Origin of the sequence: Mycobacterium farcinogenes (genome assembly GCF_019739075.1) — a bacterium.
Classification (GTDB): domain Bacteria; phylum Actinomycetota; class Actinomycetes; order Mycobacteriales; family Mycobacteriaceae; genus Mycobacterium; species Mycobacterium senegalense.
In genome coordinates this window covers 3,156,862-3,170,147 of the sequence record NZ_CP081673.1, presented here as the reverse complement: position 1 = coordinate 3,170,147, position 13,286 = coordinate 3,156,862, and the positions used below count along the sequence as shown (strand labels likewise).

The window sequence follows — 13,286 nt, the reverse complement described above, 5'->3', positions numbered from 1 at the left end:
TTTCAGTTGGCAGGACGGTTCGACGGTGACCAGCTCCGCGGGTCGATGCGGCCGTTGTACAGCGGTAGGGCGATCGGGCGGTCGGACGGTCCGAACTGCTCCCACATGCGGTTGGTGCCGGCGGTGCCGCGCTCACGTACGGCGGCAACGGCCCCGAAGTCCAGGCTCTGGTAGAGCACACCCGGGGCATCGCCTGAGTCCTCTTGGAGCACATCACCTTCCGGGTCGACGATGATGCTGCGACCCTTGCCGATCGGGCCGGCGCAGTTGACGCTCACCGTGAACACCTGATTGACAATGGAATTGGCGCGGGCGAGCACCAGTTCTTGGCTCCGGTCGTCAGTGGTGGTCTTGACGACATTGACGATCACGTCGGCCCCCATCCAGGCGAGATGGCGGCTCACCTCCGGGAACCAGGCGTCGTAACAGATGGACAGCCCGAGCCGCCCGACGTCTGGGATGTCGACGGTGACGAAACGGTCGCCGGGCGTGTACTGCTCGAACGGCCGCCACGGGAAGACCTTGCGATAGGACGCCACGAGCCGCCCGTCGGGCGCGAATACCGGTGCGGTGTTGAACAATTCGCCGTTCTCTCCGCGCTCACAAAGCGAGCCCGGAATCAGCCAGGCGTCGGCGGTGCGGGCCACCTCACCGAGGGCGGCGCACAGGGGGCCGTCAAGTGGTTCGGCGGCAGCGGCCAGCATGTCGGCGTCTTCGGTGCCGAAAAGGTGAATCTCGGGATAGACGATCAGAGCCGGGCCCGTCACCGCAGACCGCACCCGAAGTACGTCGTCGGCGAACTGGGCGACGGTGTCGTTGCGGCCGAAAACCGGCAGGCCGGCCACGTCGAGCGGCGCGGCCTGGACCGCAGCCACCGTGATCGTTGCAGACACAGAACCTCCGACGCATTAATAACCCAGAATGAGCGAATTTAGCCGAGATATTAGTTCAGTATGAGCAAATAGGGCAATAGCTGACGTACCCTGAGGCCCATGACGTTGCAGGTGGGTGAAGCGCATCCGGCGCTGAGCGCCCCCGCAGTCGCGGGCATCACCCGACTCAGCGCGGCCGACACAGTGCGGGCCCGCCTCGAGCTGGCCATGGAGCTGGGACTCATGGCCGAGGGGGAACGGTTGCCTGCCGAGCCCGACATCGCCCGAGCCCTCGGCGTCAGCGTCGCAACTGTCCGCCGGGCCCTGCAGACGATGGCCGATGAGGGCCTGGTGGTTCGCCGCCGCGGCCGGGCCGGCGGGACGTTCGTCGCGCACAGCGGTGTCCAGGCCATGCCCGCAACCGATCGCCCATCGGCCACGTACCGCGCCGATGCCCTCGAGGTGCGCCGCCTCATCGACCTGCGGGCACTGGCCGAGGACGCGCTCAGTGCCGCTGCGGCTCAGGCCGCCACCGATGCGCAACTCGATACGCTCGCGGCGATCGTCGCCGAGGCCGCCGCATCCACCGACTGGACCGGCTTCCACAGTGCCGATCAGCGCTTCCACGAATCAGTCGCGGCGGCAAGCGGTCTCGACTGGGCGATGCACACCTACTGCGACGTACTGCACGGGCTGTACCGGTACTTCATTCCATACCCGATCGACTATCTGCACCAGTCCAACCGTGAGCACGCCCAGCTGGTGGAGGCGCTGCGCAGACGTGACAGCCGGGCCGCCTCAGAGATTGCCCGCAATCACGTGCTGTCGTTGCACAACACGATGTATGTCGGCCTGCCGCAGCCGGCGAACGTGCCGGGCTAGCGGCGTGCCGCCGGCGCTTCGACCGCGGTGACCACCGAATCGTCGACATCGCGCGGCGCCCTCGACGTCTGCCAGGCGCGAACCACCAGGGCTGCCCACCCCGCCACGATGAGCGTGTAGATCCCCGTCGACCACGGCCAGTGCACGCCGAAGTAGTGCACCAGTTTCTGGCTGTTGGTCAGCAAGATGACCCCGCCGACAGCGGTACCGAGCAGCGCGGGATTGATCCGGCTGACCAACCAGGCGGCAATCGGCGCGGCGATCACGCCGCCGACCATGAGCCCGAGCACCACGGGCCAGTTCTCCAGGAACTCCTGGCGCAGCCCGACCAGGAAACCGATCGACGCCGACACCGCGACCAGGAACTCCGAAGCGCTCACCGAACCGATGACGGTCCGCGGCGCGGTCTTGCCCTGCGACAGCAGGGTGCTGGTGGTCACCGGGCCCCAGCCGCCGCCACCCGACGCATCGATGAAACCGCCGAACAGGCCGAGCGGGGCCAGGAACTTCGCACTGTGGCTCGTGCCGTGCTCCCCCAGCGTCAGCGGCTTGCCCAGCGAGAAACGCAACAGCACGTAGAGTCCGATGCCCAGCAGGATCGCCGCCATGAGCGGTGCGGCCGACTCCGTGGACAGCGACGACAGCACCGTGGCACCGGCGAACGCACCTGCCGCGCCGGGGATCCCGAGCTTGGCCACCATGGGCCAGTCGATGTTCTTGAAGCGCCAATGCGACACCGCCGACGCCAGTGTCGTGCCGACCTCAGCCAGGTGCACCGCCGCGCTGGCCTGCGCCGAAGCGACACCGCTGAGCACCAGCAGGGTCGAGGCCGTGACACCGAAGGCCATCCCGAGGGCACCGTCTACCAGCTGGGCCCCGAGGCCGACGAGCGTGAAGATCAGAAGCGAACGCATGGGTTCGGCTGCTTTCGATTGTGGTCGCGAAACGACCTGACGATTGACGGGCGCGGATCAGATGCGCGCGCGACACCATTCGTCGAAAGCCATCAACCGGCGCGACGGCCAGAACGGCTCGAGAGCAGCCAGGGCAGACGGTGCGGTGCGGTATGCGCGCTCGGCCACCGGCCACCCCTCTCCCTCGTCGTTAGACAGACTGATCAAGACTACAAGAGTGGCTCAGACCGTGAGCAATCGGTACAGCCCGATCAGGCCCACCACCACGATCACGGCGCGCAAGGCGTTCGGCGAGAGCCGGCGACCGTAGTGCGCGCCCAGGAAGCCGCCGATCAACGAACCGACCGCGATCAGCCCCGCTGCTTCCCAACTGATCCGGTCGAACGCCACAATCGTGTACGCCAGCGCGGCCACGATGTTGACCAGCAACGACAACAGGTTCTTCGCCGCGTTCATGCGCTGCATGGATTCCGGCAGCAGCGCGCCCATCACCGCGATCAGCAGGATCCCCTGGGCCGCGGTGAAGTAGCCGCCGTAGACACCCACGGCAAACGTGCCGATCACCAGCACCACCATGCGTTGCGCGCTCACGTGATCGGCGGACTGCCCCGAGGCCTCCGCGCGCCGCCGCGCCCAAGCCTGAATCCGCGGGCCGACCACCACCAGGATCAACGCCAGGATCAGCAGAACCGGCACCACGGTGACGAACACCTTCTCCGGAAGGTGCAGCAGCAGCCAGGAACCCAGCCCCGCGCCGATCAGCGAACCGGGAATCTGCCAGCGCAGTCGCTTCCACTGCCCCCGCAACTCCCGCCGGTAGCCCCAGGTGCCCGAAACCCCGCCGGCGACCAGACCGACCGCATTGGACATCGTCGAGGTGACCGGCGGAATTCCCAGCGCCACCAGCGTCGGGAAGGTGATCAGCGTGCCGGAACCGACGATGGCGTTGATCGCACCCGCACCGACACCGGCCAGCGCGATCAGGATCATGTGGGTGACGGACACTCGGGCCACCCTATCGGCCCAACTTGTGTGCGTTTACCGGCGCCCACCGCCGCTCGATGCACCCAAATCGCGGGCTAGCGCTTCTTGGGTGCGCCCCTCTTCTCGCGCACCCGGACATTGATGCGCACCGGGCTGCCCTCGAAACCGAACTGCTCACGCAGGCGGCGCTCCAGGAACCGGCGGTAGCCGGCCTCCAGGAACCCCGAGGTGAACAGCACGAAGGTCGGCGGCCGGGTGGCGGCCTGAGTGGCGAACAGAATCTTGGGCTGCTTGCCGCCACGCACCGGCGGCGGCGTCGCGGCCACCACCTCTTTGAGGAAGTTGTTCAGCTGGCCGGTCGAGATCCGCTTGTCCCAGGACGCCAGTGAGGTCTCCAGAGCCGGCACCAGTTTCTGCACCGCCCGGCCGGTCATCGCCGAGATGTTGACCCGCGGCGCCCACTGCACCTGCACCAGTTCCCGATCGATCTCTTTGTCCAGCAGGTAGCGCCGGTCCTCGTCGACCAGATCCCACTTGTTGAATGCGATCACCAAGGCCCGCCCGGCATCGATCACCATCGACAGCACCCGCAGGTCCTGCTCGGTCAGCGGCTGCGAGGCATCGATCAGCATGATCGCCACCTCGGCCGCATCAATCGCGCCGTGGGTGCGTACCGAGGCGTAGAACTCGTGTCCGCTGGCCTGGCCCACCTTGCGGCGCAAACCCGCGGTGTCGACGAAACGCCAAGTCTTTCCACCCAATTCGATCAGCGAGTCGACGGGATCGACCGTCGTACCCGCGACGTCGTGCACGACGGACCGCTCGTCGCCGGCCAACCGGTTCAACAGCGAACTCTTGCCGACGTTCGGCTTGCCCACCAGCGCCACGCGACGTGGTCCGCCACCACCGCTGCCGGCCACCTCCGACACTTCGGGCAGCTTCTCCATCACGGTGTCGAGCAGATCGGCCACCCCGCGGCCGTGCATGGCGCTGATCGCGTGCGGCTCACCGATGCCCAGCGACCACAGCGCCGCGGCGTCGGCTTCACCCCGTTGGGTGTCAACTTTGTTGGCCGCCAAGAAAACCGGCTTGCCCGACTTGCGCAGCATCCGGGCCGCGGCCTCATCGGCGGAGGTGGCACCGACCACGGCATCGACCACGAGGATGATCGCGTCGGCGGTGCGCATCGCCACCAGCGCCTGGTCGGCCACCAGTTGCTGCAGGCCCTTGGCGTCGGGTTCCCATCCCCCGGTGTCCTGCACCGTGAAACGGCGGCCCAACCAGTTCGCGTCGTAGGACACCCGGTCGCGGGTGACCCCGGGGATGTCCTGCACGACAGCTTCGCGACGCCCCAGGATCCGGTTCACCAGAGTCGATTTCCCGACGTTGGGCCGACCGACGACGGCCAGCACCGGCGGCGGCGAGGCGGCCTCCTCCAGCACCTCGGCGACTTCGTCGCTGAACTCCCAGTCGCTTTCGTCCGACCAGGTGCCGTCTCCGTCAGAGACGCTCATCGCCGCACCCCCGCATGCTGGGTCACCAGGTCGAGAAGGTGTGCCACGACCTGTGTTTGGTCCATGTCGCTGGTGTCGACCACCAGGGCATCGTCAGCCGCGCGCAACGGCGACACGGCCCGGGTGGAATCCAGGTGGTCGCGCCGCTGCACGTCGGCCAGCACGGCCTCATAGTCGTCGGGCTGCCCGCTCGCGACGTTCTGGGCGTTGCGGCGCCTGGCCCGTTCCTCGGCCGAGGCGGTGAGGAAGATCTTGACGTCGGCCTTGGGCAGCACCACGGTGCCGATGTCACGGCCTTCGACCACCACGCGCCCGCCCGCGGCCGCCAACTCGCGCTGCAGCTCGACCAGCCGGGCCCGCACCCCGGGCACCGCAGAGACCGCCGACACCGCGCGAGTCACCTCGTCGCCGCGGATCTCGTCGGAGACGTCTTCACCGGCCAGATACGCGCGATCCTCACCGGGATCCGAACCCACCCCGATCACCGCGCCCGACGCCACCGCGTCGATCGCCGCGGCATCGCCGAGATCCGTTCCGGCGCGCAGCACCGCCAGCGTGACGATGCGGTACATCGCACCGGTGTCCAGGTAGCTCGCACCCAGGGCGTGCGCCAAACCTCTTGATACCGAGGACTTTCCGGTCCCGGCCGGTCCATCGACCGCTACCACCAGAGATCCGCTCACATTCCCACCGCCTGATAAAGCTCGCCGACTTCCTTGCGGCTGAGCGCCCTGATACTGCCCGGCCGCTGGTCGCCGAGCGCCACCGAACCGATGTCGGTGCGGACCAGCTCCTGCACCGGGAAATCCACCGCGGCTAGCATTCGCCGCACGATGCGGTTGCGGCCCTCGTGCAGGGTGACCTTCACCAGGGTTTTACCCGGCACGGTGTCCACCACCGCGAAATCGTCGACATGAGCGGGGCCGTCGTCCAGTTCGACACCGGCGCGCAGCTTCTTGCCCAGCCCTCGCGGCACAGTCCCGATCACGGTCGCCACATAGGTTTTCGGAATCTCGTACGACGGGTGCATCAGGCGGTGGGCGAGCTCCCCGTCGTTGGTCAGCAGCAGCAGCCCCTCGGTGTCGGCGTCGAGCCGGCCGACGTGAAACAGCTTCTTGTTGCCCCGAACCCGGTGTTCCACCAGGTCACCCACGCAGGGGCGGCCCCGCTCGTCGGACATCGTGGACAGCATGCCGCGGGGTTTGTTGATCGCCAGGTACACCAGGGTGTCGTCGAGCACCACCCGCGAACCGTCCACCCTGATCTCGGCCGTCGCCGGATCGACCCGCGTGCCGAGCTCGGTCACCAACCGGCCGTCCACCTCGACGCGGCCGTCGGTGATCATCCGTTCGGCCACCCGCCGGGAGGCAATTCCGGCCTGGGACAACACTTTCTGCAGTCGCACGCCTTCTTCGTCAGCCATGTCAGTCCTTGTCCACGTCGAAGGCCATGGGCTGGTCGCCACCAGACGAACCGCCGTTGAGTTTGGCGAATCGCGGCTCATCACCGAGAGATTCGCTCAGATCGTCGATCACGTCGACATCGGGCAACAGCGGTGCGATGTCGGGCAGATCGGACAGCGAGGTCAAGCCCAGCCGCTCCAGGAACAACTCGGTGGTGGCGAAGGTGGCCGCACCGGTGTCGGGGTCGGTGCCCGCCTCGGTGATCAGACCGCGCGCCACCAGGGTCCGCATCACGGCGTCCACGTTCACGCCGCGCACCGCGCTCACCCGCGCCCGGGTCACCGGTTGCCGGTAGGCCACCACGGCCAGAGTCTCCAGGGCAGCCCGGGTCAGTTTGGATCGGGCTCCGTCGAGCAGCAGCCGCTCGACGTATGGGGCGTACCGCGCCCGGGTGTACATCCGCCAACCGCCGGCGGCCTCGCGCAGGTCGATGCCGCTGTCCCGGGCCGCGAGTTCCTCGGACATCAGGCGCAGTTTGGCCATCACCCGGTAGGCGGGCTGCTCGGTCGCCGAGGCCAGCGCATCCACCGTGACGGGCGTGTCCACCACCAGCAGCAGCGCTTCCAACACAGCGCCCAGCTCACCGTCTTCGAGCTCGGGAACCGTCGCCACATCGATGCCCAGGTCATCTCCGACCGGGGTCACCTCACCCGGGGCATCATCGGACCGCTCTCCGGAATCGGAGATCTCGTCAGTCATTGTTCTCGCTATTCTTCCGCATCAGCGGTGGCCAGATGTTCGCTGGTAGGCCGATCTCCGGTCCACGAAACCTGGAGCACTCCAAGCGGTTCTGGTTGCTCGAATGCTACCGCCTTGGCTCGGAACAGTTCGAGCAGCGCCAGGAAGCGGCCGACGATCTGAAGCCCGTCGGTGCACTCTGCCACGAGTTCGGCGAAAGTCGCCCATTCGCCGATCCCGCGCTGTTCCAGCAGGGCAATGATGCGGTGGGCTTGTTCGGGCACCGACACCTTGGGCGCGTGGATGTGGTCGGTGCCGACCGTCGGCACCGGCCGTGGGGTGAGGGCGGCGGCCGCGATCTCGGCGAATCTGCCGGCGTCGACGCCGAGCATCACCTCGGGCAGCAGGTCGGAGTACCGATCTTCCAGGGACACCGCCCGCGGATAGCTGCGCAGGGCCGCAGCCTCAAGTTCGGCGAACATCAACGCGACGTTCTTGAACGCGCGGTACTGCAAAAGGCGCGCGAACAACAGGTCACGGACCTCCAGAAGCGCGAGATCCTCCTCGTCGTGCACCTCGCCCGACGGCAGCAGCCGCGCGGCCTTCAGGTCCAGCAGCGTGGCCGCGATGACCAGGAACGTCGTGGTCTCGTCCAGCTCCAGGCGGGCGCCGATCTCTTTGGTATACGCGATGAAATCGTCGGTGACCTGGTGCAATGCCACCTCGGTGACATCGAGGCGGTGCGCGAAGATCAGCTGCAACAGCAGGTCGAACGGTCCCTCGAAGTTGGTGAGCCGAACCTGGAAGCGGTTCTGCTGGTCACCGGTGGGCTCCCCGGCCGCGGCAGCTGATTCGGCACCATCGGTGGTCGGGGTGTTCAGGACATCGTTCACGCGCCGAACCGGTCGATGACTTCGCGCGCCAGCGATCGGTAAGCCACCGCACCCCCGGACTTGGGCGCCCAGGTGGTGATCGGCTCGCCGGCCACACTGGTCTCCGGGAACCGCACGGTCCGGGTGATCACGGTGTCGAACACCAGATCGCCGAACCGTTCCACGACACGGGCCATCACCTCGCGCGCGTTGACGGTGCGGGGGTCATAGCGGGTCACCAGGATGCCGCTGATGGACAACTTCGGGTTGAGCCGGTCGTGCACCTTGTCGACGGTGTCGGTCAGCAGAGCCAGCCCGCGCAACGAGAAGTACTCGCATTCGGTGGGGATGATCACACCGTCGGCGCAGGCCAAGCCGTTGACGGTGAGCAGGCCCAGCGACGGCTGGCAGTCGATCAGCACGTAGTCGTAGCGGTCCAGCACCGGATACAGGGCACGGGCCAGTGACTGCTCGCGGCCGACCTCGTTGACCAGCTGGATCTCGGCGGCCGACAGGTCGATGTTGCTGGGCACCAGGTCCATGCCGCTGACCCGGGTCTTGATCACCACGTCGTCGATCGACACCCGCGGTTCGACCAGAAGGTTGTGCACCGTGTGCTGGAGCTCGTAGTGCGGCACTCCGAGACCGGCCGACAGTGCGCCTTGGGGGTCCAGGTCGACCAGCAGGACCCGGCGACCGTACTCGGCCAGGCTGGCGCCCAGGTTGATGGTCGAGGTGGTCTTGCCGACCCCGCCCTTCTGGTTGCACATCGCGATGACTTTGGCCGGACCGTGAGTGGAACGCGGTTGCGGTTCTGGAATGTCGCGCGGTGGCCGGCCCGTCAGACCGAGCTCGGGCACGTTGTGTTCGAAGAGGCCGTCGTGTGCGCTGTCGTCGTTCACGCCAGACCGCCACCGGTCCGGCATCCCGCAGTCTTGGCGCACATCCCGGCAAGTTTAACGTCGCTACGCAGCCAGGACGGGCAGACCCGCGGGCAATCAGACGCATATGGTGTGCGTCATGAGTCTCAAACAGCGGCTGCCGCTGTTGCGGTGGTCGTTCATCAGGATGGGAATCGGCGCCCGGCACTTCTCGAAGACGGGACAGTGGGGCGACGGCCGGGAGGCCGCGGCTGCGGATTACGTCGAGGCCAACGCCCGCTCGGGTGACCTGGACGACGTCATCGCCACCATCGACAAGTTCGCCTACGAGAAGTCGTTTCTGATCAACGTGGGCGACGAGAAGGGTGCTCTGCTCGACGCGGCAGTGATCCGGGCCAATCCCCGGCTGGCCCTCGAGTTGGGCACCTACTGCGGGTACGGGGCGATGCGCATCGCCCGCGCCGCGCCGGTGGCGCGGGTGTTCTCGGTCGAGTTCTCCCCCACCAACGCCGACATCGCACGTCGCATCTGGGCACATGCCGGAGTGTCGGACCGGATCACGTGCGTGGTCGGGACGATCGGCGACGGCGGACACACGCTCGACGCGCTCGCGGCCCACGGGTTCGACGCCGGCGCGCTGGATTTTCTGTTCCTCGACCACGACAAGAACGCCTACCTGGCTGATCTGCACAGCCTGCTGGACCGTGGGTGGCTGCACCAGGGCTCGATCGTGGTCGCCGACAACGTGAAGCTGCCGGGAGCACCGAAATACCTGGCCTACATGCAGCAGGAACAGGGCTCTCGCTGGGACACCAGGCATCACAAGACACATGCCGAGTACCAGACCCTGCTGCCCGACCTGGTACTGGAGTCGGAGTACCTGGGCGGTTAACGCGCCCGGGGGTGTGCGCCCGCCCAGACCTCGCGCAGCGTGTGGACCGTGACCATGGTGTAGATCTGCGTGGTGGTCACCGACGCATGGCCGAGCAGTTCCTGGACGACGCGCACGTCGGCGCCGCCGTCGAGCAGGTGGGTTGCGAAGGAGTGCCGCAGTGTGTGGGGCGATACCGCCGAGGTGATGCCGGCCCGTGCGGCCGCATCCTGCAGCACCTGCCAGGCGCTCTGCCGCGACAGCCGCCCGCCGCGGGCGTTCAGGAAGATCCCGGGCGTGCCGCGGCCACGCCGGGCCAGGTCCGGGCGGCCCCGCACCAGGTAGGCGTCGAGGGCGCTGACAGCGGGACGGCCGATGGGCACCAACCGCTGCTTACCGCCCTTACCGCGCAGCAGCACCGAACGCGCCTGGGTATCGACGTCATCGACGTCGAGGCCCACGGCCTCGGAGATACGGGCACCGGTGGAGTACAACAACTCCAGAAGCGCCCGGTTGCGCAGCGTCAGCGGCCCGTCGGCCTCGCTGTCTCCGCCGGCGGCCTCGAGCAGCGCGACAACCTCGTCGAGGGTCAGGCTCTTGGGCAGCCGCCGGCTGGGCGTGGGCGGTTTCACGCCGCGGGCGACGTCGAGTTCGGTCATGCCTTCTGCCGTGGCGAACCGGTGTAGGCCGCGGACGGCCACTACGGCCCTGGCCGCCGAAACCGCTGACAGCCCAACCACACCCGATTCGGGATCACCCCGGCGCAACTCGATCAGGAAGTCGCTGACATCCGACTCGACCACCTCGGCCAAGTCGTGGATTCCGCGTTCGGTCAGGTGCTCGGCGTAGCGGCGAAGGTCGCGCCGGTACGAGCTCAAGGTGTTGGCCGCCACGCCCCGCTCGATCGTCAGGTGATCGAGGTAGCCCTGGACTTGGTCATCGAGGGCCGACCGGAGGGGCGACGGCGTGGTCATGACAGCCCTTTACGCCGCCTGAACGCGCTCGGCCGGTCGGTCCACTCGGCCTCGACCGGTCGTAACGGCTGCGCGTCCGGCATCGCGTGCGCGGCCAGAATGCCCGCTACCGCAATGCCGTTCACGATGTCACCGGAGAACACCCGCCGCACCGCTTCCCCGAGCGGCACCCGCTCGACCACCATGTCGGCTTCCTCGTGCTCGGCGTCGGGGCGTCTGACGTCAGTGAGCCCGGTGGCCAGGAATATCCGCACGCTCTCGTCGGAGAACCCCGGCGTCGAATCGAGATCGACCAGCACACGCCAGTGCGCGGCAGCCAGGCCTACCTCTTCTTCGAGTTCGCGTGCGGCGGTCACCTCGGGCCGTTCCCCGCCGAGGTCGAGGAGGCCGGCAGGCAGTTCCCAGAGCCGACGGCCCACCGGGTGACGGTACTGGTACACCAGCACCACGTTGCCGTCGTCGTCGAGGGCCACCACGGCGACCGCACCATAGTGCTCGACCACCTCGCGCCGGGCCTGCCCGCCGCCGGGCATGCTGACCTCATCTGCACGCAGCGCGAAAATGTTTCCGACGTAGACGGTTTCGCTGGCGAGCGTCTCGAAATCGTGTTCAGCCAAGGGAAGCGGCTTCGGATTCGTCCGCCGCGCTCGCGGCGGCGTCTTCTTCCTGGGGCTCCTCGGCGAAATGTTCGGGAAGGTCCATGCCGGGCAGCCGCTCCGCGGCCTTGTAGTCCAGCGCCGCACCGATGAAGGCCGCGAACAGCGGGTGCGGCCGGGTGGGACGGCTCTTGAGCTCGGGGTGCGCCTGCGTGCCGACCAGGAAGGGGTGGATCTTCGCGTCGTACTCGACGAACTCCACCAGGTGGCCATCGGGCGAGGTGCCGCTGAACCGCAGCCCGCTCTCGGCGATGCGGTCCCGGTAGGCGTTGTTGACCTCGTAGCGGTGCCGGTGCCGTTCGGACACCTCGGTGGCCTGGTAGGCATCGGCCACGATCGAACCCGATTCGAGCACCGCGGGATAGGCCCCGAGTCGCATGGTGCCGCCAAGGTCCGCCTCGCCGGCCACCGCGTCCTGCTGATCGGCCATGGTGGAAATCACCGGATCCGGTGTCTTCGGGTCGAATTCGGCCGAATTGGCGCCGGTGATCCCGACCGACCGGGCCGCCTCGATCACGATGCACTGCAGCCCCAGACACAGTCCCAGCACCGGCAGGCCACGCTTACGGGCGAACGAGATCGCGCCGAGCTTGCCCTCGATACCGCGGATTCCGAAGCCACCGGGGATGAGCACCCCGTCGACATCGGACAGTGCGGCCGCCGCACCGGCGTCGGTCTCGCAGTCATCGGAGGCGACCCACCGGATCTCCACCTTGGCCCGGTGTTTGAAGCCGCCGGCGCGCAGCGCCTCTGCCACCGACAGATAGGCGTCTGACAGGTCGATGTACTTGCCCACCAAGGCGATTCGTACAGTCTCTTGCGGCTCGTGGACCCGGCGCAGCAGATCATCCCACTCCGACCAGTCCACGTCGCGGAAAGGCAGGTTCAGCCGGCGCACCACGTACGCGTCGAGCTCCTCGCGGTGCAGCACCTTGGGGATGTCGTAGATGGACGGTGCGTCCGGAGTGGAGATCACACCGTCGACGTCGACGTCGCACATCAGCGCGATCTTGTTCTTGAGCGGTTCGGGAACGTCGCGGTCACACCGCAGGATCAGCGCGTCCGGCGTGATACCGATGCTGCGCAACGCCGCCACCGAGTGCTGGGTCGGCTTGGTCTTGAGCTCACCGGAGGGAGCCAGATAGGGCACCAGCGACACGTGCAGGAAGAAGCAGTTCTCCCGGCCGACCTCGTGGCGCACCTGGCGCGCAGCCTCCAGGAACGGCAGTGACTCGATATCGCCTACCGTGCCGCCGATTTCGGTGATCACGACGTCAGGGCGGCGACCCGCCGCGTCCGGCGCGGCCATCGCCAGGATGCGGCTCTTGATCTCGTCGGTGATGTGCGGAATCACCTGCACGGTATCGCCCAGGTACTCGCCGCGGCGTTCCTTGGCGATCACCGACGAGTACACCTGACCGGTGGTCACGTTGGCCGACTGCGACAGGTCGCGATCCAGGAATCGCTCGTAGTGGCCGACATCCAGGTCGGTCTCGGCGCCGTCCTCCGTGACGAACACCTCACCGTGCTGGAACGGGTTCATGGTGCCCGGATCGACGTTCAGGTAGGGATCGAGTTTCTGCATCGTCACCTGCAGCCCCCGCGCGGTGAGCAGCTGACCGAGGCTAGAAGCGGTCAGCCCCTTACCCAGTGAAGACACCACACCACCGGTGACGAAGAGGTGTTTGGTGGCGGTGTGCGGGTGCTTGCGTAAGGCGGGCAAAA

General features: G+C 67.5%; 15 protein-coding genes. 2 read left to right on the top strand and 13 right to left on the bottom strand.

Features of this window, described 5'->3' with window-relative positions:
- Positions 1 to 2: 2 nt before the first annotated feature.
- A complete protein-coding gene (locus tag K6L26_RS14965; RefSeq protein ID WP_221853305.1) occupies positions 3 to 893 on the bottom strand; it encodes a carbon-nitrogen hydrolase family protein in 891 nt (296 codons plus the stop codon).
- Positions 894 to 992: 99 nt separating this feature from the next.
- On the opposite strand from K6L26_RS14965, the gene K6L26_RS14960 reads away from it, so the two are divergent.
- Entirely contained in the window at positions 993 to 1,754 is a 762-nt protein-coding gene (locus K6L26_RS14960; RefSeq protein WP_051752073.1) for a FadR/GntR family transcriptional regulator, read from the top strand.
- On the opposite strand, the gene K6L26_RS14955 is transcribed toward K6L26_RS14960, so the two are convergent.
- The 9 genes from K6L26_RS14955 to K6L26_RS14915 all read right to left on the bottom strand — a co-directional run bounded on the left by K6L26_RS14955 (position 1,751) and on the right by K6L26_RS14915 (position 9,081).
- Positions 1,751 to 2,668 (bottom strand): sulfite exporter TauE/SafE family protein, encoded by a 918-nt coding sequence (locus tag K6L26_RS14955; protein ID WP_036387050.1) that lies wholly within the window; start codon positions 2,666 to 2,668, stop codon positions 1,751 to 1,753. The two genes, K6L26_RS14960 and K6L26_RS14955, sit on opposite strands and share 4 nt — an antisense overlap.
- A 57-nt stretch (positions 2,669 to 2,725) precedes the next feature.
- Positions 2,726 to 2,875, bottom strand: coding sequence for a hypothetical protein (locus K6L26_RS14950; RefSeq protein ID WP_165608664.1), 150 nt, complete (start codon positions 2,873 to 2,875; stop codon positions 2,726 to 2,728).
- Positions 2,876 to 2,890: 15 nt separating this feature from the next.
- Positions 2,891 to 3,658, bottom strand: a complete 768-nt coding sequence (locus tag K6L26_RS14945; protein ID WP_275084086.1) for a sulfite exporter TauE/SafE family protein — start codon at positions 3,656 to 3,658, stop codon at positions 2,891 to 2,893.
- An 89-nt stretch (positions 3,659 to 3,747) separates the two neighbouring features.
- Positions 3,748 to 5,166, bottom strand: coding sequence for a ribosome biogenesis GTPase Der (gene der / locus K6L26_RS14940; protein WP_036387047.1), 1,419 nt, complete (start codon positions 5,164 to 5,166; stop codon positions 3,748 to 3,750).
- Entirely contained in the window at positions 5,163 to 5,849 is a 687-nt protein-coding gene (cmk, locus tag K6L26_RS14935) for a (d)CMP kinase (protein ID WP_221853304.1), read from the bottom strand. Before cmk ends, der begins: the two co-directional genes overlap by 4 nt.
- Positions 5,846 to 6,589 (bottom strand): pseudouridine synthase, encoded by a 744-nt coding sequence (locus tag K6L26_RS14930; protein WP_003884497.1) that lies wholly within the window; start codon positions 6,587 to 6,589, stop codon positions 5,846 to 5,848. The genes cmk and K6L26_RS14930 overlap by 4 nt, the downstream gene beginning before the upstream one ends.
- 1 nt (position 6,590) lies before the next feature.
- Positions 6,591 to 7,328: an SMC-Scp complex subunit ScpB gene (gene scpB / locus K6L26_RS14925; protein WP_019343801.1), complete on the bottom strand. Its 738-nt coding sequence runs from the start codon at positions 7,326 to 7,328 to the stop codon at positions 6,591 to 6,593.
- Between the two features lie 8 nt (positions 7,329 to 7,336).
- Positions 7,337 to 8,200 carry a segregation/condensation protein A gene (locus K6L26_RS14920; RefSeq protein ID WP_019343802.1) on the bottom strand — a complete coding sequence of 288 codons (864 nt, stop codon included), beginning with the start codon at positions 8,198 to 8,200 and terminating at the stop codon, positions 7,337 to 7,339.
- Entirely contained in the window at positions 8,197 to 9,081 is an 885-nt protein-coding gene (locus K6L26_RS14915) for a ParA family protein (protein WP_221853303.1), read from the bottom strand. The genes K6L26_RS14920 and K6L26_RS14915 overlap by 4 nt, the downstream gene beginning before the upstream one ends.
- Positions 9,082 to 9,199: 118 nt before the next feature.
- On the opposite strand from K6L26_RS14915, the gene K6L26_RS14910 reads away from it, so the two are divergent.
- A complete protein-coding gene (locus tag K6L26_RS14910) occupies positions 9,200 to 9,952 on the top strand; it encodes an O-methyltransferase (protein ID WP_019343804.1) in 753 nt (250 codons plus the stop codon).
- Here K6L26_RS14910 and xerD read toward each other — a convergent pair.
- From xerD to K6L26_RS14895, 3 genes are read right to left on the bottom strand one after another with little or no spacing between them, the layout of a single operon-like run.
- Complete coding sequence (gene xerD, locus K6L26_RS14905) at positions 9,949 to 10,905, bottom strand: site-specific tyrosine recombinase XerD (RefSeq protein ID WP_019343805.1); 957 nt, start codon at positions 10,903 to 10,905, stop codon at positions 9,949 to 9,951. The two genes, K6L26_RS14910 and xerD, sit on opposite strands and share 4 nt — an antisense overlap.
- Positions 10,902 to 11,522: an NUDIX domain-containing protein gene (locus K6L26_RS14900; protein ID WP_221853302.1), complete on the bottom strand. Its 621-nt coding sequence runs from the start codon at positions 11,520 to 11,522 to the stop codon at positions 10,902 to 10,904. Before K6L26_RS14900 ends, xerD begins: the two co-directional genes overlap by 4 nt.
- Positions 11,515 to 13,284 carry a CTP synthase gene (locus K6L26_RS14895; RefSeq protein ID WP_043367897.1) on the bottom strand — a complete coding sequence of 590 codons (1,770 nt, stop codon included), beginning with the start codon at positions 13,282 to 13,284 and terminating at the stop codon, positions 11,515 to 11,517. The genes K6L26_RS14900 and K6L26_RS14895 overlap by 8 nt, the downstream gene beginning before the upstream one ends.
- Between the last annotated feature and the right edge of the window lie 2 nt (positions 13,285 to 13,286).

Bases quoted from the DNA above. Each gene is read 5' to 3' on its own strand.
- scpB (WP_019343801.1), bottom strand. From the start codon at position 7,328: ATGACTGACGAGATCTCCGATTCCGGAGAGCGGTCCGATGATGCCCCG.
- K6L26_RS14910 (WP_019343804.1), top strand. From the start codon at position 9,200: ATGAGTCTCAAACAGCGGCTGCCGCTGTTGCGGTGGTCGTTCATCAGG.
- der (WP_036387047.1), bottom strand. From the start codon at position 5,166: ATGAGCGTCTCTGACGGAGACGGCACCTGGTCGGACGAAAGCGACTGG.
- K6L26_RS14955 (WP_036387050.1), bottom strand. From the start codon at position 2,668: ATGCGTTCGCTTCTGATCTTCACGCTCGTCGGCCTCGGGGCCCAGCTG.
- K6L26_RS14960 (WP_051752073.1), top strand. From the start codon at position 993: ATGACGTTGCAGGTGGGTGAAGCGCATCCGGCGCTGAGCGCCCCCGCA.
- K6L26_RS14945 (WP_275084086.1), bottom strand. From the start codon at position 3,658: ATGATCCTGATCGCGCTGGCCGGTGTCGGTGCGGGTGCGATCAACGCC.
- xerD (WP_019343805.1), bottom strand. From the start codon at position 10,905: ATGACCACGCCGTCGCCCCTCCGGTCGGCCCTCGATGACCAAGTCCAG.
- K6L26_RS14930 (WP_003884497.1), bottom strand. From the start codon at position 6,589: ATGGCTGACGAAGAAGGCGTGCGACTGCAGAAAGTGTTGTCCCAGGCC.